This window comes from Staphylococcus sp. 11-B-312 (assembly GCF_016743055.1).
GTDB lineage: Bacteria > Bacillota > Bacilli > Staphylococcales > Staphylococcaceae > Staphylococcus > Staphylococcus ureilyticus.
In genome coordinates this window covers 1,840,809-1,865,498 of sequence record NZ_CP068241.1, presented here as the reverse complement: position 1 = coordinate 1,865,498, position 24,690 = coordinate 1,840,809, and the positions used below count along the sequence as shown (strand labels likewise).

23 protein-coding genes are annotated in these 24,690 nt (G+C 33.6%); 13 read left to right on the top strand and 10 right to left on the bottom strand.

What is annotated here, in order from left to right; translation table 11 throughout:
- Window positions 1–144: 144 nt before the first annotated feature.
- The 3 genes from JG554_RS08870 to JG554_RS08860 form a co-directional block, all read right to left on the bottom strand.
- Window positions 145–567, bottom strand: a complete 423-nt coding sequence (locus JG554_RS08870) for a GNAT family N-acetyltransferase (protein WP_107360209.1) — start codon at window positions 565–567, stop codon at window positions 145–147.
- A gap of 78 nt (window positions 568–645) precedes the next feature.
- Entirely contained in the window at window positions 646–1,116 is a 471-nt protein-coding gene (locus tag JG554_RS08865) for a DUF2538 family protein (RefSeq protein ID WP_019468155.1), read from the bottom strand.
- 22 nt (window positions 1,117–1,138) lie between these two features.
- Window positions 1,139–2,440 carry an LCP family protein gene (locus JG554_RS08860; RefSeq protein WP_046207908.1) on the bottom strand — a complete coding sequence of 434 codons (1,302 nt, stop codon included), beginning with the start codon at window positions 2,438–2,440 and terminating at the stop codon, window positions 1,139–1,141.
- A gap of 456 nt (window positions 2,441–2,896) precedes the next feature.
- Here JG554_RS08860 and JG554_RS08855 point away from each other — a divergent pair, with 456 nt between their 5' ends.
- Together JG554_RS08855 and JG554_RS08850 are read left to right on the top strand one after the other, a co-directional pair.
- The gene (locus JG554_RS08855) at window positions 2,897–4,555 is read left to right on the top strand and encodes a phospho-sugar mutase (protein ID WP_107360207.1); all 1,659 of its coding nucleotides are present in this window, start codon (window positions 2,897–2,899) and stop codon (window positions 4,553–4,555) included.
- 18 nt (window positions 4,556–4,573) lie between these two features.
- Window positions 4,574–5,752 (top strand): serine hydrolase domain-containing protein, encoded by a 1,179-nt coding sequence (locus JG554_RS08850; RefSeq protein ID WP_046207906.1) that lies wholly within the window; start codon window positions 4,574–4,576, stop codon window positions 5,750–5,752.
- Window positions 5,753–6,143: 391 nt separating this feature from the next.
- On the opposite strand, the gene rihC is transcribed toward JG554_RS08850, so the two are convergent.
- The 7 genes from rihC to folD form a co-directional block, all read right to left on the bottom strand.
- Window positions 6,144–7,052: a ribonucleoside hydrolase RihC gene (gene rihC / locus JG554_RS08845; RefSeq protein WP_107360206.1), complete on the bottom strand. Its 909-nt coding sequence runs from the start codon at window positions 7,050–7,052 to the stop codon at window positions 6,144–6,146.
- Between the two features lie 158 nt (window positions 7,053–7,210).
- The gene (gene qoxD, locus JG554_RS08840; protein ID WP_046207904.1) at window positions 7,211–7,501 is read right to left on the bottom strand and encodes a cytochrome aa3 quinol oxidase subunit IV; all 291 of its coding nucleotides are present in this window, start codon (window positions 7,499–7,501) and stop codon (window positions 7,211–7,213) included.
- Window positions 7,498–8,103 (bottom strand): cytochrome aa3 quinol oxidase subunit III, encoded by a 606-nt coding sequence (qoxC, locus tag JG554_RS08835; RefSeq protein ID WP_046207903.1) that lies wholly within the window; start codon window positions 8,101–8,103, stop codon window positions 7,498–7,500. Before qoxC ends, qoxD begins: the two co-directional genes overlap by 4 nt.
- Entirely contained in the window at window positions 8,093–10,081 is a 1,989-nt protein-coding gene (gene qoxB / locus JG554_RS08830) for a cytochrome aa3 quinol oxidase subunit I (RefSeq protein WP_107360205.1), read from the bottom strand. Before qoxB ends, qoxC begins: the two co-directional genes overlap by 11 nt.
- Complete coding sequence (gene qoxA / locus JG554_RS08825; protein WP_046207901.1) at window positions 10,081–11,202, bottom strand: cytochrome aa3 quinol oxidase subunit II; 1,122 nt, start codon at window positions 11,200–11,202, stop codon at window positions 10,081–10,083. The genes qoxB and qoxA overlap by 1 nt, the downstream gene beginning before the upstream one ends.
- Window positions 11,203–11,465: 263 nt before the next feature.
- On the bottom strand, window positions 11,466–11,783 hold the full coding sequence (locus tag JG554_RS08820) for an immunoglobulin-like domain-containing protein (RefSeq protein ID WP_046207900.1): 318 nt from the start codon (window positions 11,781–11,783) through the stop codon (window positions 11,466–11,468).
- Window positions 11,784–12,379: 596 nt separating this feature from the next.
- Entirely contained in the window at window positions 12,380–13,237 is an 858-nt protein-coding gene (gene folD, locus JG554_RS08815) for a bifunctional methylenetetrahydrofolate dehydrogenase/methenyltetrahydrofolate cyclohydrolase FolD (protein WP_046207899.1), read from the bottom strand.
- A gap of 204 nt (window positions 13,238–13,441) precedes the next feature.
- Here folD and purE point away from each other — a divergent pair, with 204 nt between their 5' ends.
- Genes purE through purD form a run of 11 tightly spaced genes read left to right on the top strand, consistent with a single transcriptional unit; the run spans window position 13,442 to window position 24,677 of the window.
- Window positions 13,442–13,924, top strand: coding sequence for a 5-(carboxyamino)imidazole ribonucleotide mutase (gene purE / locus JG554_RS08810; RefSeq protein WP_107360204.1), 483 nt, complete (start codon window positions 13,442–13,444; stop codon window positions 13,922–13,924).
- Window positions 13,911–15,044, top strand: a complete 1,134-nt coding sequence (gene purK / locus JG554_RS08805; RefSeq protein ID WP_107360203.1) for a 5-(carboxyamino)imidazole ribonucleotide synthase — start codon at window positions 13,911–13,913, stop codon at window positions 15,042–15,044. Before purE ends, purK begins: the two co-directional genes overlap by 14 nt.
- The gene (gene purC / locus JG554_RS08800) at window positions 15,044–15,745 is read left to right on the top strand and encodes a phosphoribosylaminoimidazolesuccinocarboxamide synthase (protein ID WP_046207896.1); all 702 of its coding nucleotides are present in this window, start codon (window positions 15,044–15,046) and stop codon (window positions 15,743–15,745) included. Before purK ends, purC begins: the two co-directional genes overlap by 1 nt.
- Window position 15,746: 1 nt before the next feature.
- Complete coding sequence (gene purS, locus JG554_RS08795; RefSeq protein ID WP_019468141.1) at window positions 15,747–16,007, top strand: phosphoribosylformylglycinamidine synthase subunit PurS; 261 nt, start codon at window positions 15,747–15,749, stop codon at window positions 16,005–16,007.
- The gene (gene purQ, locus JG554_RS08790; protein WP_046207895.1) at window positions 16,007–16,678 is read left to right on the top strand and encodes a phosphoribosylformylglycinamidine synthase I; all 672 of its coding nucleotides are present in this window, start codon (window positions 16,007–16,009) and stop codon (window positions 16,676–16,678) included. Before purS ends, purQ begins: the two co-directional genes overlap by 1 nt.
- A complete protein-coding gene (gene purL / locus JG554_RS08785) occupies window positions 16,671–18,860 on the top strand; it encodes a phosphoribosylformylglycinamidine synthase subunit PurL (protein WP_107360258.1) in 2,190 nt (729 codons plus the stop codon). The genes purQ and purL overlap by 8 nt, the downstream gene beginning before the upstream one ends.
- The gene (purF, locus tag JG554_RS08780) at window positions 18,839–20,326 is read left to right on the top strand and encodes an amidophosphoribosyltransferase (RefSeq protein WP_046207893.1); all 1,488 of its coding nucleotides are present in this window, start codon (window positions 18,839–18,841) and stop codon (window positions 20,324–20,326) included. Before purL ends, purF begins: the two co-directional genes overlap by 22 nt.
- Window positions 20,319–21,347 (top strand): phosphoribosylformylglycinamidine cyclo-ligase, encoded by a 1,029-nt coding sequence (purM, locus tag JG554_RS08775; RefSeq protein WP_107360257.1) that lies wholly within the window; start codon window positions 20,319–20,321, stop codon window positions 21,345–21,347. Before purF ends, purM begins: the two co-directional genes overlap by 8 nt.
- Before the next feature lie 2 nt (window positions 21,348–21,349).
- Window positions 21,350–21,916 carry a phosphoribosylglycinamide formyltransferase gene (gene purN / locus JG554_RS08770; protein WP_070038029.1) on the top strand — a complete coding sequence of 189 codons (567 nt, stop codon included), beginning with the start codon at window positions 21,350–21,352 and terminating at the stop codon, window positions 21,914–21,916.
- Window positions 21,917–21,931: 15 nt separating this feature from the next.
- The gene (purH, locus tag JG554_RS08765; RefSeq protein ID WP_046207890.1) at window positions 21,932–23,410 is read left to right on the top strand and encodes a bifunctional phosphoribosylaminoimidazolecarboxamide formyltransferase/IMP cyclohydrolase; all 1,479 of its coding nucleotides are present in this window, start codon (window positions 21,932–21,934) and stop codon (window positions 23,408–23,410) included.
- Window positions 23,411–23,432: 22 nt separating this feature from the next.
- Window positions 23,433–24,677 carry a phosphoribosylamine--glycine ligase gene (gene purD / locus JG554_RS08760; protein WP_107360256.1) on the top strand — a complete coding sequence of 415 codons (1,245 nt, stop codon included), beginning with the start codon at window positions 23,433–23,435 and terminating at the stop codon, window positions 24,675–24,677.
- The last annotated feature ends 13 nt before the right edge of the window (window positions 24,678–24,690 follow it).

The window sequence follows — 24,690 nt, the reverse complement described above, 5'->3', positions numbered from 1 at the left end:
ATCTTATTAAGACACTAAAAAAGTAGAAATAATTTAAGAAAAGGCGGAAATACGCCTAATTTTAAATATATTAAAATATTACACTCTTTGGAATATTACATAATAAAGATGTACATTAACTGCAACTTTATTAAATTATTTAGTTCAAATTGTTTTATTCATTAAAATATGTTCAATATTTTCTTCTAAGAAAATATCACCTGAAGCTTTATAACCTAAAGATTCATAAAAGCGTTGTGCATGGCATTGGGCATTAAGCGTTAACATATTATACCCTTGTTCTTTTGCTACTGTTTCAATAAAAAGCATTAAAGCTTTGCCATGACCTGATTTTCTATGTGCTGGTAAAATTGCTACGCGCTCAATTTTTGCTCCATTTTGATAGGGTCTAAACCTTCCAGTTGCAAAAGGGGAGTGTAGTTCATCATAACCTATGACATGAGTAGCGGTAGATTCAAATTGATCTATTTCATTTTCAAGCGGGACTCCTTGTTCATGAACAAAAACTGCTTTTCTAATTTCGTATGCATCATCCAACATTTTAGATGTAGTAACCACTTCGAACATGATAAAACCTCATTTCTTTTGAATATAATAAAACTACCCTATCACATTTATAATGTAATAGGGTAGTTATTTAATGTATTATTGAGCTTCTTGACGTACTAATGCAGTATATTGCCAAAAAATTCTCATTTGTGCAATATTCCAATTGTTCATCCCCATAGTAAAACCTGACGGCCTAAATAAATTGACGTCTGTTACTTCAAGGGCTGCTGCAATTAAATATTGTAGTGGTACACTAAGTTCTTTCATTGTTTCCGTTATACCATTTTGGTCATAAACCCAAGAAAAAGGTAGTTCTGATTCAAAAACATCAACTTTATCAAAAATTTCGGGTAGTGCTACGATATAACATGCACCGTCTACAACAGGGTTGGTTTCACTATCCTTGTAGTAGATTCGTAAAGCTTCATAGTTTTCACGATGTGCGTGATTAACATAGAAAAATTCATTTCTAAAAAGTGCCATATCCTTACTATGGATTAATTGTTGTTCTAAAACGTTAAACATACCGTTTATATTCGCTAATTTTTCATATGTTTTTCGTGACATGTCGCGATCTCCTCTCTACAGCTTAATATAGATTTGTTTGTAATTCTTGTGTGTTTTGTTGTTGATTTGGATCCTGCTGCTGTTGGTTAGGATCTATTTGTTGGTTGTAATCAGATTGTTGATTTGAATCGTTCGGTTGCTCTGTCGTTTGGTTATTATCTGTTTGATTCATATTATTTTGTTGATTTTCATTTGTAGAATTTGGATCTTGTGAATTTGAATTATTTTGTTCCGATTGTGAATTTGAATCGTCTTCATCTTCCTCAGAGCTATCTTTTTGATTTTTACGTAATAAACTACTATCAATTTCTGTTTGTGGTACGAGTGTACCATAAAAGTCGATGACACGTTTATTTAAGAAATCGTCTGTATCTTTAATTTTAGGTAAATTTAAATCGCTGCGCAAAAGATTTGCAGTATCTTGTATATTTTTAATATTAGGATTATAGTAATAAACACCATTTAAATAATCATCTTGACCTTCTAGCTGTTTACTTTTAATTTTAACATCATCTTTTAAGTAAGATGTAGCTAGTGCTTTTACTTCTTTGTAACTTAAATTATGCTTCGCGTTTTTACCTACTATTTCAATTACATCATCTAATTTACTGAATGAATCTGCTTTTTGAGCTTTAATAAATAGCTTTTTAATTAAATCCATCTGTCTTTGGCCACGTTTTAAATCTGAATCTTGATGACGTGTTCTAGCGACTGCTAAAGCTTCATCTCCATTTAGTTTTTGGTGACCTTTTTTCACTTTTATTTTTCCTGTATCGTTTGTATTTGGTTCAGAAATATTATATGGAACATCGTATTCAATGCCACCGAGTTCATCAACGGCATCCACGAATGCTTCCATGTTAATTCTTACATAATAATCAACGGGCACATTTAATGTAGCTTCTACTGAATCCATAGAAGCTGTAGGGCCGTTGTATGCATGTGCGTGTGTAATTTTATCATAATAGCCGACTTCTGGAATGTAACTGATTGTATCGCGTGGGATACTTAACATTCGAATTTGTTCTTTATCTGCGTTAAAAGTAGATAATATCATTGCATCAGTTCTTGATTGTTCAGCACTTTGCCCATTCTTTTCACGACCACTATTATCATCGATACCTAAAAATAAAATAGAGATTGGATCTTTAGACGGGTTTACTTTAGATTCACGAATACTTGATTCTCTAGAAGTATCGCTCGTATTCAATGAATGCTCAAATGCACCTTGTGACGATTTAAGTAATAAAACGGCAAATATAACTGGAACAACTACAAGAATTAAAGATAGAAATATTAAAAGATATTTTAAAAATTTATTCATGTATGAAGCTCCCCATCGTATGTGATTTTGTATATATTACAATATTGATCTAATGTTAAGTTTTTGATTATTTCATTAAATTATTGTAAAGAGAAATTTGTACTATAACTTATAATTTTATAACTAACATTAAAAAATATCAACTAAGAATTTATCCTACTAAAGTTTGAATTATAAATTGACGTACAGTTGACCATTAAAATATTCTTAATGAAAATAAAAGAAATAATTATTAAGAAAAACGACATGGCTAAAATGATTTATTTATAAACTTACGATATAATTAGCATATGTTAAATGTTATCAATGATTGATAATATTAATATTTTTACTTAAGCAAGTTTTTAAGCAGAGATTTTAAAGTCATAGCGATTTTTGGTATTTATTAAATTAAATCAAAGATAATACCATATGAATAAATTGTTAATATATTGAAGTTTCAAGGAGGATATAACCATGAAATCAGAATGGTTGGATAAATTAGATGAAAGTTTAGTAAAAAAATTTTATGAAGCACAAACAGAAAAAGAAATAGAAGAAGGGTTTAGCGGAAACCTAACATTTGGGACTGCTGGAATACGTAGTACTTTCGGTTTAGGACCGGGTCGATTGAATGCATTTACAGTCCGCAAAGTTGCATTGGGTTTATCGCAATATTTGAAAGCAAAATTTGATAATCCATCCATCGTAATCCATTTTGACACAAGATTGTTATCGAAAGCATTTTCAGAAGAAATGGCGTCTGTTTTAGCTCAAAATAATATTACTACGATTTTATCAGAAAATTACAAATCCACACCTGAATTATCATTTGCGGTGAGATATTTAAAAACAAGTGCAGGTGTGATGATTACTGCTAGTCATAATCCCAAAAACTATAATGGGATTAAAATATACGATCAAAACGGTGGACAATTATTACCCGATGAATCAGAACATTTAAGTCAATATATTAACGCTATTGAGCATCCACTACAGATTGATAGAGATGATTTTAATTTATTACTCGAAGATAATAAAATCACATATATGTCAAATGAAGTCACTGAAGCTTATAAAAATGAAGTGAAAGATTTAGTAGGGGATATTCCTGAGAAACAAGCTAAAGTCGTACTTACGAGTTTACATGGTACGAGTTTACCTTTGGCTTCTGATATATTATCAGAATTAAACTATGATAACTTTGTTATTGAAAAAGAACAGTCAACCCCAGATGGTAATTTTCCAACTGTAGCGATAGCTAATCCTGAAGATGAGGCTGTTTTTGAACGCGGTATTAAGCTCGCAAACGATACAGATGCACAATTAATTATAGCGACTGATCCTGATGCTGATAGATTGGGTATAATTGAACGTTATAATGACCAAACGTACAGATATTTTAATGGAAATGAAATTGGTATTTTGCTTACTAAATTAAGATTCCAAGATTTAGTAGAAGAAGGTAAGCAACTATACATGATTAAATCTATAGTCACAAGTGAACTTGCGGAAAGGTTAGCCATAGCATTAGATGTAGAAGTGAATAATGTATTAACAGGATTTAAATACATTTCAAATTTATTGGAAACAGAAAGTGCTCATCAAGATAAGCAATTACTAATTGCTTTTGAAGAAAGCCATGGCTATTTAGCAAAGCCATTTTCAAGAGACAAAGATGCAATACAAATGGTTCCTTTATTAATCAAATATAAAAATTTATTAGCGAATAACGGAATGACATTTAAAGATACAATAGAAGATATTTATGCGCATATCGGTGCATATAAAGATAAAACTCTATCACCGACATTTGAAGGCGCAGAAGGCATTGAAAAAATCACTAAAATAATGGATCAATTTAGAAATAAAGATGTTTCAACGATTTGTGGTCTTGAAGTAACACAAGTTGAGGATTACCAATTAGGTACCATTAAAAATTTAAGAGAGGGTAGTACTGAGGCATTATCATTACCTGAAACCAATTTAATTCGCTTTATTTTTGATGAAGGTTTCATTGCATTGAGACCTTCTGGTACTGAACCTAAAATCAAGTTGTATTTCTCATTAAATATAGAAGATATTGATGCTTTAACAAATCAATTTAAAGAGGAATATATCAATCATATAAAATAACAACAAAGAGGCAACAACATGAAAGTCAACAAATATAAAATAATCATTGTTTTAATCATTTTCATATTTTTGGTTTTAAGTTTTACTGGTTATAGACACTATAAACAAATGAAAGATTATATTAGTCCTTCAAAGATTTCAACCAAGGAAAATGAAAAACAATCATCTAAGAAACAAAAAAAGTTAAAAACAGTCGTTGATCACAAACATCCACAAATTAATAAAATAGATGAATATTTGGAACAAACTCATTTTAATGGTACCATTGCGCTTTTTGAAAAAGGTAAACTTAAATTGAATAAAGGCTATGGTTATCAAGATTTTGAAAAGAGTGAAGAAAATAATGCTAATACGATGTTTTTAATTGGCTCAGCACAAAAATTTTTGACAGGTATCATGTTAAAACAATTAGAAATTGAAGACGAGATTCATATGATGACGCCAGTAAAGCATTATTTAGAATGGTTTGATTCAATTTATCCACTTTCGATTAAGCAACTAATGTTACATCAAAGTGGATTATATAAATATAAAGCTAATCCAAAATTTAAAGATTTAAATGATGCAACACATGCAATACAACAGAGAGGTATCAACCCTTTAGAATATAATAAATATCAATATAACGATGCTAATTATTTAATATTATCGAAAGTAATAGAGACGGTGACACATAAGTCTTATATGCAGAATTTAAATGAAAGATTAGTGAAACCATATAATTTAGAATATACGGCACGTTATAGTAATTTAAATTTTCAAAAATATATGGCTGTTGGTTATAAAAATGATAAATTAACTGGAAGACGTATTCGTCAAAAACCTAATATATTAAATCAATATGATGGGGCAGGTAACCTTTACATGTCTCCTTATGATATGGGGAAAGTGGTATTAAATTTACAAGACAATAGAATTTTTGACGAAACAACGACCATGCCTTTTATTCATGAAAGTTTGACTACACAATATCCTAGACCATACCGATACGGCTTTTATTCTTTTGCTGATAAAAATAGAATTAATGGCATTTTTTTCGGCAATATATTCACAGTATATTTTAATGATAATTATGTTATTGTACTAGCAACGAATTATGACAACGGCAAAATGAATAATGAATATAAAATGAAACATATTTACTTTAAGTTATTACATCAAGATGGTCATTATAATAGAGTAAAACAGTTGTATTGAAAGGGAATAGTGATAGGTGTGTTAATATCACTGATTAAAACATAACCGTCAATTTCTATCAAACCACGATAGAAATTGACGGTTTTTCTTTTATAATAAGTTGTTTATGTTTTGAGGACAAATTATAGTTCATGTTTCGCAAAATGCATGCTTTTTATACGGTAATGTTAATTAGAGATAAATACATGCATGATATATCTCGCTAAATTAGTTTGTCCATGGATTTCCTTAGAAAAGGTGTGTTAGTTTTTCTGCAAAATAAATACTTTTTTGTTTTGTAAGATGCAGACTGGATTGTCGTAGATATGATTAATTACGAATCTGAGTTCATACATATGATCAAAAATTGTAAATAATAAAAGATGAGTCAAGCGATTTGTGTATTAAAATTTTACTTACAATACTTTAAAGCATCGATAAACATCTGCTTAAAGATATTTGCTTGTACTGACATTACTACGGTTGTATTAGGAAATTGAGATTTGAAGTCAACTACTGAAGCACCCTTGGTTAATTTGCCATCTGTTTCAATTTGCACATCAGCTTCTCGTACAACAAAGTGTTCTGGATGCAGTAGATAAAGCAATGTATAAGCATCGTATACATTAATACCTTTTTCAAAATCGTCTCCTCTATAATGTTTGAATAACTGATGCAACATCTTACCAGTCTCGTTGATTGATTTTATTTCATTAATTGTTTCATGTGTCAAACTAGAACTTCTAGCAACATCTAATCCTATCATTGTTATAGGTAGGCCAGAATTAAATACGATTTGAGCAGCTTCAGGATCACAATAAATGTTAAATTCAGCTAATGGTGTTACATTACCTCGAGATGCTGAGCCACCCATTAATACAATTTCTTTAATGTATGCTTTCACTTCAGGATAAGTCATTAATAATAATGCAATATTCGTTAATGGGCCAATAGGAATAAGCGTGATAGGCGTTTCGCTTTTGAGTAAAACATCTCGCATGGCCTCAACAGCATGAGTAGAATCGAGATCACTTTCATTGATTTCTGGGAAAGTATATCCTTCCATTCCCGATTCACCATGTACTTCACTTGCATCTACAATAGCTGATAAAAGTGGTTGTGAAGCACCTCTATGTACAGGTACATCGCTATTAAAGAAACGTTTGATTTTTAATGCATTAGCAGTTGTTTTTTCGATTCCAACATTACCATTGACTGTAGAAATCATTTTCAAATCAAATTCTGGATGGTTTAAAGCAAAGCTAATCGCTGCTGCATCATCAATACCTGGGTCTGTATCAATAATAATTGGTTGTTTCATAATTATCTAATCCTCCTGTTACAAAAATAGCATTATCAATTATATTCTACATCTTTTGGAGAAAGAAATGTTACAAAGTAAATTATTTAATGAAAGGTATAGGGGAGATGGATACGGGAATAAAAAAAAGACTTCTCTTTCGAGAAGTCTTTTTGGGATTATAAGTGGCTTGAGTGTCCACCTTGCATTACCCAATACGTACCAATAACTGTAATTAGAGTAATGATAACCGCAAATATAACTTTAAACCCTTGTACATTTCCATCTTTACCTTCAGTTAAGTGCATGAACATTAATAATTGTACTGCAGCTTGGATAAAGGCAAAGCCAAAGATGATTGTAATCTTAGCATTTAGTGCCATTGATGTGTATAGGGTTACGAATACTGCTAAAATAGTCAAAACGATTGAGCCAATAAAACCTACTGTGTGTTTTACAATTGTATTCATCCGCTAAACACCATCCCTATCATATATACGGCAGTGAAGATGAAGATCCAAACAACATCTAAGAAGTGCCAATATAAACTTACTATAAATAATTTAGGAGCATTATCTTTATTTAATCCACGCATTGCAACTTGAATTAATAGACATGTAATCCAAACAATCCCTAGAGATACGTGGGCACCATGTGTTCCTAAAAGAATAAAGAAACTAGACCAGTAAGAACCAATAGTTAAGTTAACACCTTCTGAGACATAGTGAGCAAACTCATAAATTTCAAAGCCTACGAACACTACTCCGAATAGTAAAGTGATAATCATCCATATTGTCATTAATTTTGCTTTTTCTTGTCTCATATAGTAAATAGAAATACCACAAGTGTAAGAACTAATTAATAACGCAAATGTCATTATTAAAATTAGGGGTAATTCGAACATTTCAGTTGTCATTTTACCGCCATAATCGCCACCGTGTTGAAGCGTTAATAGGGTTGCGAATAGCGTACCGAATAATGAGACTTCCGCTGTAAGGAATACCCAAAAGCCAAGTCTATTTAAATTACCTTCATGCGAACGTTGATCAATAGTGTTTGCATCATGACTCATGACTTACAGCCTCCCTTTCTTTTATACGTGCTTCACGTAAACGTTTTTCGGTTTCTGCTACTTCAGAAGCTGGAATATGATAACCGTGGTCTACTTGGAAACTGCGGTAAATCATAGTACCAAAGATACCTATTAAGCAAATAACGGCTGGAAGTATAGTTTCAAAGACAAGGAAGAATCCACCGATTGTGAAGAAAATTCCCATCCAGAAACCAACTGGCGTATTATTTGGCATATGGATATCAGAATAATTGTGATTATCTAAGTAGTGTCTACCGTGTTCTTTCATATTTACAAATGTATCGTAGTCATTCCAATCTGGTGTAATAGCAAAGTTGTATTTAGGTGGCATTGCTGAAGCTGTTGACCACTCTAATGTACGTCCTAAGCCATCCCAGTTGTCACCAGTAGCTTCACGTGGTGCTTTGAAGAAACTATATACGATACTAGCAACTAAGAACATAAAGCCTAGTGCCATCATTAATGCACCGACAGTAGAGATTGCGTTTAGCAACCACCATCCATCTTCTGGCATATAAGTGTATAAACGACGTGGCATACCATCTAATCCAAGGATGAATTGAGGTAAGAAACAAACGTTAAATCCAATCATGAATAACCAGAAACTCCATTTGTTTAATGTCTCGTTTAACTTAAATCCAGTCATCTTAGGCCACCAGAAAATGAGTGCACCTAAACAAGCAAATACAACACCAGCTACTAATGTGTAGTGGAAGTGAGCAACTAAGAAGTACGTATTATGGTACTGATAGTCGGCTGCTGCCATTGCAAGCATAACACCAGTTACACCACCAAGTAAGAAGTTAGGAATGAATGCTAATGCGAATAGCATAGGCGATTCAAATGTAATTCTACCTTGATATAAAGTGAATAACCAGTTAAATAATTTAACACCTGTTGGTATACCAATCAGCATAGTTGTGATTGAGAAGAATGAGTTAATTAATGCACCATTACCCATAGTGAAGAAATGGTGAACCCAAACTAAGAAACTAAGGAATGCGATACCTGCTGTTGCCCACACCATACTTTGGTGACCAAACAGACGTTTACGTGCAAATGTTGGAATAATTTCTGAATAAATACCGAATGCCGGTAGGATAACGATATAAACTTCGGGGTGCCCCCATACCCAGAAGAAGTTAGCCCATAGCATTGGCATACCACCATTTGCGACTGTAAAGAATGCAGTATCGAAGATTCTATCTGTTGTAAACAGTGCTAGCGCAACTGTCAATACTGGGAAAGCCAAAATAACGATTAATGCTGTAATGAAAGTAGTAACCGTGAACATTGGCATTTCCATAAATTTCATCGTAGGTGTTTTACATCTAAGTATTGTTACAAAGAAGTTAATACCAGTCATTAGGGTACCTATACCAGAAATTTGTATTGCGATAAGGTAGTAGTTAACCCCAGGTCCTGGACTGAATTCTCCTGCGAGTGGTGCATAGTTAGTCCAACCAGCTGCAGGTGAGCCTCCGATTATAAATGATAGGTTGAATAACAACATACCAGAGAAGAATAACCAGAAACTTACGTTATTTAATACAGGGAATGCAACGTCTCTTGCACCAATTTGAAGAGGTACAATAACATTCCATAAACCAAAGATGAAAGGCATCGCCATAAAGATTATCATTATTACGCCGTGCGTACTAAAGACTTCATTATAGTGATTTCCTTCTAAGAATGTATTATCTGGAATTGCTAATTGTGTACGCATCATTAGGGCATCAATACCACCACGTACGAACATTAATACAGCACAGATTAAATACATAGCACCAATTTTTTTATGGTCAATAGACGTGAACCATTCTCTGTATAGATATTTCCACAATTTAAAGTAAGTAATTACTGCGATTACTGCGATGACAGCAAACGGTGCACCAATTTGCGCCATTGTAATCATCCAGTTACCTTGAACGAGTAATTGATCCCATGGGAAATTCATTAATGTCCACCTCCATGTTCATGGTCTTTTTTCTCAGCTTTAGATGCTTTTTCATCTTTAGCACCTTCTGAGATTTTTTCCATTTCATCCATATTATGTGATTCTTCATCTTTGAATTCACTATCATATGGTTCATTATTGCCTAGAATCATAGCTTTCATACCATGACGTTCATAGTTTGCGTTTGTGATTTGAGGTTTACGTGCAGGTTTATTCGGTTTATCCAATACATCTTTTTTAATTTCTTCAGGTGTATTGAAGTTTGGATCTTTCTGTACGTAATTGAAACGATCATAAGCATGGAAAATATACTCAGGATCAGCTGCTGGATCAACAAACGCCATGTGCGTACCACTGAAAGTTAAGTTTTTATTTTCAGTAGTTGGTAAAAGTTGTTTATCAAAAGTATCTTGATCTAATTTCTTTTGACTTTGAGCATCTTTTACCCAATCCTTAAATTTACTTTGGCTAACAGAATTAACATCAAATGTCTGACGAGCGAATCCTTCACCGTTGAAGTTTGAGTTACGTCCTCGGAACGTACCTTCTTCGCTAGCAGTTAATGTCCAATCCATTGTCATACCAGTCATCGCGTATTTTTGACCACCTAATTGTGGTATCCAGAAACTTGTCATCATATCCATTGATTGGAGTTTGAAGACAACAGGGCGATCTTTAGGTATTGTTAGGTGGTTAACAGTTTCGATTTTTTCTTCAGGATAACTGAAGAACCACTTATAACCAGCGCTTGTTGCATAGACAACAAGTGGATCGTCTTGTTTTTCCGGTTTAGCTTCATACATATAAAGTGATTTTACTGTAGGAATCGCTAAAGCGATAACGATGATCACCGGAATGATAAACCAAATTGTTTCAATTAAAGAATTGTGGTGCATCTTACCAGACTCGTCTGTTTTGTGTAATCTATATTTATATAGGAACAGAGCAAACATGATAAGTACGGCGGCAATAATAACAAGCATGAAGATGATTGAATAAATAATCAAGAACTTCGAGTCACTTGCTACCGGCCCTTTTGGGTTTAAAACTTCTACATTTGAACAACCACTAAGTATAATTAGTGAGCCAAAGAGTAGAAGCAAAGACTTAAATTTTGACACTTTTTTGACCTCCTAATACTACAATTGTAGGGCTTACCATCAATTTTAAGATATTACGCAATATTTACAAGTGTTTGTGCAAAAAAAATTATTGTAAAATTAAAAGAAACCCAACAAACTCAACGTCTGACGGGCTTTCAAAGATTTGTTAAAATTATGTGTACATTTTGTGAAAAGTGTCATATTTTAGGCGATAGGATAATTTCACACCAAAATTAATTGTTTGAGTGAATTTCATTATGACATATGTATTGATATACTATTTATTTTACTTCAATATATCTTATTGATTTATTCGTTGCACCTTCTGAATCTTCTACAGTATATTCAATTTTATATTTGCCTTCTTTTTCAGTGTTAATATTTCCATCTACTGAAATTTTGTGCGTTAAGTCACCATCTTCTTTATCATAGGCACGTACGCCATTTAATAAATTATAGTTATTTCCTTTATCGATGATAACATCGTTTGTTCCTTTTAATTCGGGGATAGAATTTTCTGTAGCTTCTGCACTTAGATTAGGTGAAACAAGGGTTGCAGATACCCCGAGTGCTGATAATGACTGCATTAATTTATTCATAACGTAAACCTCCGTATGAGCGTCATTTATTTTTTATCTTAAATACACTATATTTTATTTTGATAGAAATTACATCGTACTATAGTCTTAATATAACGTAATTGTGTAAATTAAGTTATAATTTTTCGAAAAAATTCAGTTAACTGTAATAAATTTTTGAAAAATGTAAAAACTACTAAAGAAAATTGAGTGTTTTTGAATAAAACCTTATTGATGGATGTTTTAATAATATAAGAGCTGTTTTAGGAGATGGTTTAAAAATGAATATGAGCGTGGGAAAGAAATCTGATTTTACGAAAAAAGATTTTGTCTGCTTATCTGGCCATATATGATTTGAATTGAAAAGTATAAAATATTTAACTGAACTTCAGCTTACAAACAATTCTCACTTACGCAATTTGTTCGTTTTGTAAAAAATGATTTGAAGTTTTATATAAGGAAGATAGTAGATCAACACGGCCTATATTTCATAAAAGTAAAATAAACGTCAATTTCTATTGTAATCACCTAGAAATTGACGTTTATTCATTAGTTTGAGATATGAAATCTCAGTTTTGCCTATTATTTAAAATGTTTTTAAATTAAGCGTGTGATTGTTATTCAATACCTCTACGCATTTTTTCGGCCATAAGTGTATTGTTTAATACCATTGTAATAGTCATTGGGCCAACGCCACCAGGTACAGGTGTAATAGCACCAGCAATTTCTTTAACTTCATCATAGGCAATATCACCTTTTAATTTTCCGTTTTCATCTGGTGTATTACCAACATCAATTACAACTGCACCTTCTTTAACATCTTCTTTAGTAACAAGTCCAGGACGTCCAACAGCACTAACGATAATATCAGCGTTTTTTAAATGTTGGTGCATGTCTTTAGTTCTTGAGTGCAGTATCGTTACTGATGCATTTTTTTGTAATAATAGTTTTGATACTGGTTGACCTACAATATGACTTCTACCTATAACAACAGCATCTTTTCCTTCTAAATCAATGTCAGCATGATTTAGCAATTCCATAATACCAAGAGGTGTACAAGGTACAAAAGTTTGTTGGTCAATATATAATTTACCTATATTTTCAGGATGGAATCCATCAACATCTTTAGCGGGGTTAATTGATTCTAGAACTTTTTGTTCGCTAACTTGATCTGGTAGTGGCACTTGAACTAATATGCCACTGACACTGTCATCCTCATTTAAGCGTTGAAGTTCACTTAATACTTTTTCTTCACTAGCACTTTCATCTAAATGTACGATTTCAGAAATCATGCCTATTTTTTCTGCAGCTTTCTTTTTAGAATTCACATAACTTTTACTAGCACCGTCATTACCTACTAATATTACTGATAATTTTGGCGTGTAACCCTTAGTTTGTAAAGCTTCGACTTGATCTTTTAGACCTTGTCTATAATCCTTTGCGATTTGTTTCCCGTCTAAAATTTTTGCGACCATGAAAAAATCCTCCTCCAATGTATGAACTTTACTTAACTTTAACATAATTAACATCATGTTTTTCAACCAAAAGACGAAAATTCAAAGATTTTTTTGCTTTAAAGTTCGATTTTTGATTGAAAAAGCGATTTTTAGTTGTTATGCTATATCTGTAATATACATCTAATAGACGTAACATTTCAAATTTCTGAAAGGGTGTTCATTTTGAAAGTGGTAGTCATAATGGGTAGTTCTTCCGACTGGGAGACTATGAAAGAAAGTTGTCAAATGTTAGAACAACTAGATATACCGTACGAAAAGAAAGTTGTTTCCGCACATCGTACGCCTCAATTAATGTATGAATTTGCAAAAGGAGCTAGAGACAATGGCTATGATGTCATTATTGCAGGTGCTGGTGGAGCAGCACACTTGCCAGGTATGGTTGCTTCAATGACGACATTACCAGTAATTGGTGTGCCAATAGAATCTAAAAGTTTAAAAGGATTAGATTCTCTTCTATCTATTGTCCAAATGCCGGGTGGTATTCCAGTGGCAACGACAGCTATAGGCAAATCTGGAGCCAAAAATGCAGGAATACTTGCTGCAAGAATGCTCAGCATTGGTAATAAAGTTATCCAAAAGAATTTGGAAAATTATGAAAAATTATTGGTTGAGAAAGTGAGTGAGATGCAACATGAACTTCAATAAACTGACATTTGGATCAACGATTGGAATTATTGGTGGCGGGCAATTAGGAAAAATGATGGCACAATCTGCACAGAAAATGGGTTATAAAGTTATCGTTTTAGATCCTGATGAAAATTGTCCATGTCAATATGTAGCGCATCAATTTATAAAAGCAAACTATGATGACGAACAATCGCTTATTCAACTAGGTGAATTGTCCGACGTTATCACATATGAGTTTGAGAATATTTCTGCGCATCAATTACAAACATTAGTTTCTCAATATAATATTCCTCAAGGTTATCAAGCTATACAACTGTTACAGGATAGATTGATTGAAAAGCAAACCTTGCAAGGTGCTGGAACTCAAGTAGCACCATTTATAAAATTATCTGACACAGATGAGTTATCTCAAGCTATAGAAACAATTGGTTTTCCTTTTATGATAAAAACAAGATTTGGTGGATACGACGGAAAAGGACAATTACTTATTACAAATGAAACAGATTTGGACAATGCAAAAGCGTTAATTGAAAAGCAAGAATGTGTCGCTGAAAAATTTTTAAATCTACAAAAAGAAGTTTCTTTAACGGTAACGATTGGTAACAATAATCAAATTACGTACTTTCCGTTACAAGAGAATGAACATCAAAACCAAATATTATTTAAGACTGTTGTGCCTGCACGTGTGGATTCACAAATTGAACAATTAGCACGAAATGAAGTTGAAAAGATCATCAAACATATTCACTTTGTAGGTACGTTTACAGTGGAGTTTTTCATCGATTCAAACAATCAATTGTTTGTGAACGAAATTGCACCTAGACCTCATAATTCAGGACATTATTCAATTGAAGCGTGTGATTATTCGCAGTTTGATACACATATATTAGCAGTGACAGGTCAACACTTACCAGAAAAAATCGAATTATTAAAACCTAGTGTAATGATGAACTTATTAGGAAGAGATTTAGATCTGTTAGAACATAAATTCGGCGATCATCCTGAATGGCATGTACATATTTATGGAAAATCAAGTCGTAAACCTGACCGTAAAATGGGTCATCTTACAATGCTTACAAACAATGTAGAACAAACAGAACAAACTTTACTAAATCATTTTGAAGGGAGACATGGCTAATGTCTTTGTTATATGAAGGAAAAGCGAAAAGAATTTTTTCTACGGCACAATCAGATGTACTTCGAATTGAATATAAGGATGAAGTCACAGCTGGTAATGGTGCCAAAAAAGATTTTATAGAAGGTAAAGGCCGTTTAAATAATCAAATTACTTCTAGAATTTTCAGTCTTATTCAAGATCGTGATATTAATAGTCACTTTATCGAACAACTATCAGAAACTGAACAACTCGTAAAATCTGTAGACATTATTCCATTAGAGGTCGTAGTTAGAAATATTGCTGCAGGCTCTATAACAAAGAGATTAGGCTTTGATAAAGGTCATAAGTTTGAAAGCCCATTAGTTGAATTCTTTTATAAAAACGACGATTTAAATGACCCTTTAATTACAGAAGATCACATACAATTATTAAATATAGCTAGTAAAGATGAAATTGAAAAATTAAAAGATGCAGCAATAACAATTAATTCAGTATTGCTTGAATTAATGGATGATATGGATCTAAGACTCGTAGATTTCAAAATAGAGTTTGGACGTAGCACGAATGGCCAAATTCTATTAGCAGATGAAATTTCACCAGATACATGTCGCATTTGGGATAAATATAGTGATACAAATTTCGATAAAGACGTTTATCGTGAAGATACTGGTTCAATCATAGACACTTATCAAACTTTTCTTAATAAATTGGAGGAACTATAAAATGAAAACAATTGAATTGCATATCACATTACAGCCACAAGTATTAGACACACAAGGACAAGCTTTAAATCGCGCAGTACATGATTTAGGATACACACAAGTTAATGATATACGTGTTGGTAAATTACTGTACATGACAGTTGATGAAGCGACTGATGCTGCAGTTCACAATGTCGTTACAACTTTAAGCGAAAAACTTTTTGCAAACACCGTTATTGAAGAATATAGCTATAAAGTATTGGAAGAAGGGGAGAAAGCATAATGAAATTTGCAGTGCTAAAATTCCCAGGATCCAATTGTGATAGGGACATGTATAATGCAGCATTGAAATCTGGTGTAGAAGCAGAATATGTCGACTATAGAAATACATCTTTAGAAGGTTTTGACGGTGTTTTAATACCTGGTGGTTTCTCTTTTGGTGACTATTTACGTTCAGGTGCGATGGCAAGTGTTGCACCTATCACTGAAGAAGTGAAACGTTTCGCTAAAGAAGGGAAACCTGTATTAGGTGTTTGTAACGGATTTCAAATTCTTACAGAAATAGGTTTGCTGCCAGGTGCATTATTGCATAATGATTCACATTTATTTGTAAGTCGTAATGAACTACTAAAAGTAGTCAATAATCATACACCTTTCACTAATTTATATGAAGAGAATGAAAATGTAGTATATCCTGTAGCGCATGGGGAAGGTCATTACTATTGTACATCAGAAATGTATGACAGATTAGAAGAAAACAATCAAATCATTTTAAAATATAAGGATAACCCCAACGGTTCTTACAATGATATTGCAGGTATTGTAAATAAAAACGGAAATGTTTGTGGAATGATGCCGCACCCTGAACGTGCGATGGAATCTTTATTAGGTACTGATAGTGGCGTTAAGTTATTTGAAGCAATGGTTAATAGTTGGAGGGAACAAAATGTCTAAGTTTATCGAACCAAGTGTGGAAGAAATCAAATTAGAAAAACGATATAAAGATATGGGTTTATCGGAGTCAGAATACGATAAAGTATGTGAAATTTTAGGTCGTGAGCCCAATTTTACTGAAACTGGTATTTTCTCTGTCATGTGGAGTGAACATTGTTCTTATAAACATTCCAAGCCATTTTTAACTCAGTTTCCAACGTCAGGATCACATGTGTTGATGGGGCCTGGTGAAGGTGCAGGCGTCGTAGATATTGGTGACAACCAAGCAGTAGTATTTAAAGTTGAATCACATAATCATCCCTCTGCTGTTGAACCATATCAAGGTGCTGCTACTGGGGTAGGAGGCATTATAAGAGATATTGTTTCAATCGGTGCTAGACCAATAAATTTATTAAATAGTTTACGCTTTGGTGAATTGTCAGAAAAACAAAATCGTCGATTATTACGTGGTGTAGTAGCCGGTATAGGCGGTTATGGCAATTGTATTGGGATTCCAACAACTGCGGGTGAGATAGAATTTGATGATAGATATGATGGCAATCCATTGGTCAATGCAATGTGCGTAGGTATCATTGATCACGATAAAATTCAAAAAGGTACTGCTAAAGGCTCCGGTAATTCAGTTATATATGTGGGATTAAAAACAGGACGTGATGGCATTCACGGTGCTACTTTTGCATCTGAAGAACTAAGTGAAGATAGTGAAAGTAAGAGACCTTCAGTACAAATTGGTGACCCATTTGTTGGAAAAAAATTAATGGAAGCAACTTTAGAAGCAATAACATTTGATGAGCTAGTAGGTATCCAAGATATGGGGGCAGCAGGATTAACATCATCATCTTCTGAAATGGCTGCTAAAGGTGGAAGTGGTTTACATCTACAATTAGAAAAAGTTCCAACAAGAGAAAAAGGTATTTCACCTTATGAAATGATGCTTTCTGAAACTCAGGAACGCATGTTATTAGTAGTTGAAAAAGGATCTGAAGATAAATTCTTAAATTTATTTGATAAGCATGAATTAGATAGTGCTGTTATCGGTGAAGTTACAGATACAGATCGTTTTGTACTTACATATGAAGATGAAATTTTCGCTGATATACCCGTACAGCCATTGTCAGATGAAGCACCTGTTTATGTGCTTGAAGGTGAAACTCCTCAATATAATGAACCTAAAAATGAATACAGTGACATAGATGTCGAAGATGTATTTAATCGTTTACTCATTCATCCAACGATTGCTTCAAAACGTTATTTATACGAGCAGTATGATCAACAAGTTGGTGCGAATACTATTGTCAAACCGGGCTTACAATCATCAGTTGTTCGTGTTGAAGGATCAAATAAAGCAATTGCTTCTACGATAGATGGTGAAGCACGATATGTCTTTAATCATCCATACGAAGGCGGAAAGATGGTAGTAGCAGAAGCATACCGTAATTTGATTTCTGTAGGTGCTACACCTTTAGCGATGACCGATTGTTTGAATTATGGATCACCGGAGAAAAAAGAAATTTATCAACAATTAGCAGATTCTACTAAAGGTATGGCTGAAGCCTGTGAAATATTAAAAACACCAGTCGTTTCTGGCAATGTATCCTTGTATAACGAAACAAAAGAAACTTCAATATTCCCAACACCAGTCGTAGGTATGGTTGGTTTGATTGAAGAAATTGATTATTTCAATGATTTTACGCCAAAAGTGGGTGATACGCTTTATGTTGTAGGCGATACATTTAGCGATTTTGGTGGGAGTCAAATTGAGAAATTACTTTTCAGTAAGGTGAATCATGAAGTTGAAACCATTGATTTATCAAATGAAGTCAAAAGAGGAGAGTCGATTAAAAGGGCAATACGTAATGGTATAGCATCCCACGTACAAACAGTGGGTAAAGGTGGCCTGTTAATGACTTTTGCTCGTATCAGTGCACATTATCAAATGGGCTTAAATGTAACTTTAAATCTAAAAAATGAGCAATTATTCAGTGAAACGCAAGGGCGTTATGTAGTAGCAGTAAAAGGTGACCAACCTTTAGATATCGCAGATGCTATTAAAGTTGGTACATTAACAGAAGATGGAAAATTTGTAGTTTCTAACGGGGAAACGTTAATTTCACGTGATGTGAAACAATTGAATGAACAGTGGGAAGGAGCAATTCCTAAATGTATGACTACAACGGATTAAACGAAGAATGTGGCGTTTTTGGTATTTGGAATCATCATGAAGCAGCACAATTGACGTATATGGGTTTACATAGTTTACAACATAGAGGTCAAGAAGGCGCAGGTATGGTGTGTTCTGATGGACAAAAACTCACTGGAGAAAGAGGGCTTGGCTTATTGACTGAAGCCATTTCAGATGCACAGTTGGAATCATTTAAGTCCTATCAACATGCGATTGGTCATGTACGATATGCGACATCGGGGAATAAAGGTATAGAGAATATTCAGCCATTTTTGTACCATTTTTATGATATGAGTGTCGCAGTTTGTCATAACGGAAACCTTATAAATGCACAAAGTTTAAGAAAATCTCTTGAGCATCAAGGTTCTATTTTCCATTCTTCTTCAGATACTGAAGTAATCATGCATTTAATTCGTAAAAGTAAAGCGCCAACCTTTGAAGCAGCGTTACAGGAAAGTTTACGAAAAATAAAAGGTGGTTTTACATTTGCGTTATTAACAAAAGATGCATTATATGGTGCTGTTGATCCAAATGCAATCAGACCTTTAGTTGTAGGAAAAATGAAAACAGGTGCTTACATCATCGCAAGTGAAACTTGTGCTATAGATGTTTTAGGTGCAACGTATGTAAGAGATATCCATGCAGGTGAATATGTGGTTATCAATGATGAAGGTATTCGAGTAGAGTCTTATACGAGACATACGAATACGGCGATATCAGCTATGGAGTATATTTATTTTGCTAGACCAGATTCAACTATTGCAGGAAAAAATGTTCATGCGATTCGTAAACAATCTGGTAAACAATTAGCGTTAGAAAGTCCAGTTGAAAATGCAGATATGGTTATTGGTGTACCTAATTCTTCACTCTCAGCAGCCTCTGGTTATGCTGAACAAAGTGGTTTGCCATATGAGATGGGGTTAGTCAAAAATCAATATGTAGCGCGTACATTTATTCAACCAACTCAAGAATTAAGAGAGCAAGGTGTAAGGGTCAAATTATCGGCAGTAAAGGATATCGTACAAGGCAAAAATATCGTCTTAGTGGATGATTCTATTGTTAGAGGCACGACAAGTAAGCGTATAGTACAAATGCTAAAAGATGCTGGAGCTAATGAAGTGCATGTACGTATTGCTTCTCCTGAATTTATGTTTCCAAGCTTTTATGGTATAGACGTTTCAACTACTGCTGAACTCATATCAGCGAGCAAATCACCATCAGAAATCAGTGAACATATTGGTTCAGATTCTCTGGCCTATCTAACTGTAGCTGGTTTAATAGATTCAATTGGTCTTGATGTAGATGCTCCTTATAAAGGATTATGTGTAGAAAGTTTTACAGGTGATTATCCTGCTGGTCTTTATGATTATGAACAAGATTATTTTGAACATTTAAGCGAACGTCAAAAAGAATATTTAGCAAATCATAAACAATACTTTGATAGAGAGGGTAATTTAAATGTCTAAAGCATACCAACAAGCAGGTGTTGATATTAGTGCAGGTTATGAAGCGGTTGAACGTATATCAAGTCATGTTCAAAGAACAATGCGTAAAGAAGTCTTAGGTGGATTAGGCGGTTTTGGTGCTACATTCGATTTATCACAGTTAAATATGAAAGCACCATTACTCGTATCTGGAACAGATGGTGTTGGTACTAAATTAAAGTTAGCGATTGATAATGACAAACACGATACGATAGGTATTGATGCAGTAGCGATGTGTGTCAATGATATTTTAACAACTGGTGCAGAACCATTGTATTTCTTAGATTATATTGCAACACATAAAGTTGTTCCAGAAGTTATTGAACAGATTGTTAAAGGGGTTAGTGACGGTTGTGAAGCTACAAATACAGCACTGATTGGTGGCGAAACAGCTGAAATGGGTGAAATGTATCATGAAGGTGAATATGATTTAGCAGGATTCGCTGTAGGAGCTGTTGAAAAAGAAGCGTATATAGACGGTTCAGCCGTGAAACCAGGTGATGTAATAATAGGTCTTGAATCAAGTGGTATACACTCTAACGGTTACAGCTTGGTACGTAATTTAATAAAAAAATCAGGTATTAATCTACAAGACAAATTTGATCAAAACCACACATTTTTAGATATCTTTTTAGAACCAACACGACTATATGTCAAGCCTGTATTAGCTGTAAAAGAACACGTAAACATACATGCGATGACGCATATTACTGGTGGCGGATTTATTGAAAATATCCCAAGAGCATTGCCTGAGGGTGTAGGTGCAAAAATTGATGTAACTCAATTTCCAACACCAAAGATATTTGAATGGTTGCAAAAACAAGGCAATATTTCAACTAAAGAAATGTACAATGTATTTAATATGGGGATCGGTTTCACCTTAGTTGTTGATGCTAATGATGAAGCTAAAGTATTAAATACGTTACAACAAGCACAAGTAAATGCATATAGAATTGGTGAAATTGTTAAAAGTGAAGCGCCAATTCATTTGACGGGGGTATGAAAGTGACAAAAATTGCTATCTTTGCTTCAGGGTCAGGAAGTAACTTTGAAAGTATCATGTCACAAATAGAAGCAGGTTATTTGCCGAACATTGAAGTGACTGCTTTATATACGGATCAGGTTAATGCTTATTGTATTGAGCGAGCAAGAAAATATCATTTAGATGTACATATTAATGAGCTTAAAAACTTTGATTCTAAAGCAGATTATGAGCGGAAAATCATTGAATGGTTAACAACCGAAAAAGTTGAATGGATTATTTTAGCTGGTTATATGAAATTAATCGGTGAAAATATATTAAATGCCTATCAAAAACGTATCATTAATATTCATCCTTCATTATTGCCGAAATATCGTGGTAAAGACGCGATTGGTCAAGCATTAAATAGTGGTGACAAGATCACAGGCACAACAGTACATTTTGTAGATAGTGGGATGGATACAGGAGAAATTATAGAACAACGTACATGTGAAATAAAACCGGATGATACGAAAGAACAATTAGAAGAAAGAATAAAAGCAATTGAACATGAATTGTATCCAGAAGTTATTTCAAAAATTATTCAATAAGAGGTGCCAATAAACATGAAAAAGGCAATTTTAAGCGTATCTAATAAAACAGGCATTGTCCCTTTTGCACAATCACTCCAACAGTTAGGTTATGAGTTATATTCGACTGGTGGTACGATGCGAACGTTAGTCGATGAAAATATTGCAGTTAAATCTATATCAGAACTTACACATTTTGACGAAATTATGGATGGGAGAGTCAAGACATTACATCCAGCCGTTCATGGTGGTATTTTAGCTGATCGTAATAAACCAGAACATTTAGAACAATTAAAAGAACAGCAAATTGATTTAATAGACATGGTTGTTGTAAATCTATATCCATTCAAGGAGACTGTTGCCAATCCAGATGTTACAGAAAATGACGCGATTGAAAATATAGATATTGGTGGGCCTACTATGTTACGTGCAGCAGCTAAAAACTTTAAACACGTTACTACTATTGTTCATCCATCAGATTATAATGAAGTGATTGAAAAACTAAAATCAAATCAATTAGATGAATCTTATAGAAAATCATTGATGATTAAAGTATTTGAACATACGAATCAATATGATAATGCAATTGTTGATTTCTTTAAAGAAAATAAAGAAAGTTTAAGATATGGTGAAAATCCACAACAACAAGCATCATTTGTAAGAACATCTGATGCCAATCATACGTTAGGTGGCGCGAAACAGTTGCATGGTAAGCAATTGAGTTATAACAACATTAAAGATGCAGATGCGGCGTTATCTTTAGTTAAGCAATTTGAAACACCTGCTGCAGTTGCAGTTAAACATATGAATCCTTGTGGTGTAGGTATTGGAACAAATATTTATGAAGCTTATCAGCGTGCATTTGAAGCGGATAGCCAATCCATTTTTGGAGGTATCGTTGCTTTAAATAGAACCGTTGATGCTACTTTGGCTGAAACGCTGCACAGCATATTCTTGGAAGTGATTATTGCACCAAAATTTTCCGATGAAGCGTTAGCGATTTTAAATAAAAAGAAAAATATTAGATTATTAGAAATTGATATGACAATTGATAATAATGAGCAAGAAATAGTATCTGTTTCAGGTGGATATTTAATACAAGATAAAGACAATGTATTAATCAAACGTGATGATTTAAAAGTCGTTACAGAAAATGCACCTACAGAAACTCAATGGGATGCAATGTTGCTTGGTTGGAAAGTGGTTGCCTCTGTTAAAAGTAATGCGATTATCCTATGTAACGATAAACAAACAGTCGGTATTGGTGCCGGTCAAATGAATCGGGTAGGATCAGCACAAATTGCAATAGAACGTGCGATTGAAATTAATGATAATGTCGTAATGGTATCAGATGGTTTCTTCCCGATGGATGATACGGTAGAACTAGCTGCGCAACATGGTATTAAAGCCATCATTCAACCAGGGGGTTCAATTAAAGATCAAGATTCAATAGATATGGCTAATAAATATGGCATTGCAATGGTAACGACTGGCGTTAGACACTTTAAACATTAAAATATTGGAGGCAAAATTATTTATGAAAGTACTAGTCATTGGCACAGGCGGAAGAGAACATATTTTAGCACACAAGTTAAAACAATCTTCACTCGTAAATGAAATTTTTGCAATTCCAGGGAATGACGCAATGTCAGACATTGCAGATGTACATTGTGAAATAGCGGAAACGGACCACACTCAGATTGTTGAATTTGCTGTTGAGCATGATATTTCGTGGGTGATTATTGGCCCTGAACAACCACTTACAGAAGGTTTAGCAGATAAATTAAACGCAAAACAAATTAAAGTGTTTGGGCCAAACCAAGCAGCGGCTCAAATTGAGGGGTCAAAATTATTCGCAAAGCAGTTAATGCAGAAATATCATATTCCTACTGCAGAATATAAAGAAATATCAAACAAATCTGATGCACTAAATTATATTGAAACATGCCAGTATCCTATCGTATTAAAGAAAGATGGTTTGGCAGCTGGTAAAGGTGTAATTATAGCTGAGAATTATGGTGAAGCTGAAGCAGCGGTTCATTCATTGTATCCACAAGAGCTTGGTACAGTTGTCTTTGAGCAATTTTTAGAAGGTGAAGAATTCTCATTGATGACATTTGTAAATGGTGATTATGCCGTGCCATTTGATTGTATTGCGCAAGATCATAAACGTGCATATGATGACGATAAAGGGCCTAACACAGGTGGTATGGGGGCGTATTGTCCTGTACCTCATATAGATAAGGAAGTACTTAACCTCACGAATGAAATCATTGCACAACCTATAGCTCAAGCAATGTATAAAGAAGGTTATGAATTTTTTGGCGTCCTTTATATTGGTGTGATTTTAACAGCAGATGGTCCGAAAGTAATAGAATTTAATGCTAGATTTGGCGACCCTGAAGCACAAGTATTACTAACGAGATTGGAAAGTGATTTAATGCAACATATCTTAGATTTAGAGGCTAAAAAGAAAATAGCATTTAAATGGAAAGATTCGTCTGTCGTTGGTGTAATGCTTGCTTCTAAAGGGTACCCTGGAAATTACGAAAAAGGTAAGACTGTTTCAGGTTTTGATTTAAATGGTAATTATTTTGTCAGTGGTTTGAAAAGAGATAAGGATAAATTTGTCACCAATGGTGGTCGTGTCATCTTAGCATTAGGAGAAGGTCATGATATTACTAGTGCTAAAGCAAAAGCCTATAAAGCTGCAGAAAAAATTCAAAGCGATGGACTATTTTATCGAAAAGATATTAGTAATAAAGCAATAAAACATTTATAAATATTAAAAAAAG

What these genes read in the sequence shown, in the direction of transcription:
- JG554_RS08870 (WP_107360209.1), bottom strand. Translation starts at nt 567, where the DNA reads ATGTTCGAAGTGGTTACTACATCTAAAATGTTGGATGATGCATACGAA.
- JG554_RS08865 (WP_019468155.1), bottom strand. Translation starts at nt 1,116, where the DNA reads ATGTCACGAAAAACATATGAAAAATTAGCGAATATAAACGGTATGTTT.
- JG554_RS08860 (WP_046207908.1), bottom strand. Translation starts at nt 2,440, where the DNA reads ATGAATAAATTTTTAAAATATCTTTTAATATTTCTATCTTTAATTCTT.
- JG554_RS08855 (WP_107360207.1), top strand. Translation starts at nt 2,897, where the DNA reads ATGAAATCAGAATGGTTGGATAAATTAGATGAAAGTTTAGTAAAAAAA.
- JG554_RS08850 (WP_046207906.1), top strand. Translation starts at nt 4,574, where the DNA reads ATGAAAGTCAACAAATATAAAATAATCATTGTTTTAATCATTTTCATA.
- rihC (WP_107360206.1), bottom strand. Translation starts at nt 7,052, where the DNA reads ATGAAACAACCAATTATTATTGATACAGACCCAGGTATTGATGATGCA.
- qoxD (WP_046207904.1), bottom strand. Translation starts at nt 7,501, where the DNA reads ATGAATACAATTGTAAAACACACAGTAGGTTTTATTGGCTCAATCGTT.
- qoxC (WP_046207903.1), bottom strand. Translation starts at nt 8,103, where the DNA reads ATGAGTCATGATGCAAACACTATTGATCAACGTTCGCATGAAGGTAAT.
- qoxB (WP_107360205.1), bottom strand. Translation starts at nt 10,081, where the DNA reads ATGAATTTCCCATGGGATCAATTACTCGTTCAAGGTAACTGGATGATT.
- JG554_RS08820 (WP_046207900.1), bottom strand. Translation starts at nt 11,783, where the DNA reads ATGAATAAATTAATGCAGTCATTATCAGCACTCGGGGTATCTGCAACC.
- folD (WP_046207899.1), bottom strand. Translation starts at nt 13,237, where the DNA reads ATGGTCGCAAAAATTTTAGACGGGAAACAAATCGCAAAGGATTATAGA.
- purK (WP_107360203.1), top strand. Translation starts at nt 13,911, where the DNA reads ATGAACTTCAATAAACTGACATTTGGATCAACGATTGGAATTATTGGT.
- purC (WP_046207896.1), top strand. Translation starts at nt 15,044, where the DNA reads ATGTCTTTGTTATATGAAGGAAAAGCGAAAAGAATTTTTTCTACGGCA.
- purS (WP_019468141.1), top strand. Translation starts at nt 15,747, where the DNA reads ATGAAAACAATTGAATTGCATATCACATTACAGCCACAAGTATTAGAC.
- purQ (WP_046207895.1), top strand. Translation starts at nt 16,007, where the DNA reads ATGAAATTTGCAGTGCTAAAATTCCCAGGATCCAATTGTGATAGGGAC.
- purL (WP_107360258.1), top strand. Translation starts at nt 16,671, where the DNA reads ATGTCTAAGTTTATCGAACCAAGTGTGGAAGAAATCAAATTAGAAAAA.
- purF (WP_046207893.1), top strand. Translation starts at nt 18,839, where the DNA reads ATGTATGACTACAACGGATTAAACGAAGAATGTGGCGTTTTTGGTATT.
- purM (WP_107360257.1), top strand. Translation starts at nt 20,319, where the DNA reads ATGTCTAAAGCATACCAACAAGCAGGTGTTGATATTAGTGCAGGTTAT.
- purH (WP_046207890.1), top strand. Translation starts at nt 21,932, where the DNA reads ATGAAAAAGGCAATTTTAAGCGTATCTAATAAAACAGGCATTGTCCCT.
- purD (WP_107360256.1), top strand. Translation starts at nt 23,433, where the DNA reads ATGAAAGTACTAGTCATTGGCACAGGCGGAAGAGAACATATTTTAGCA.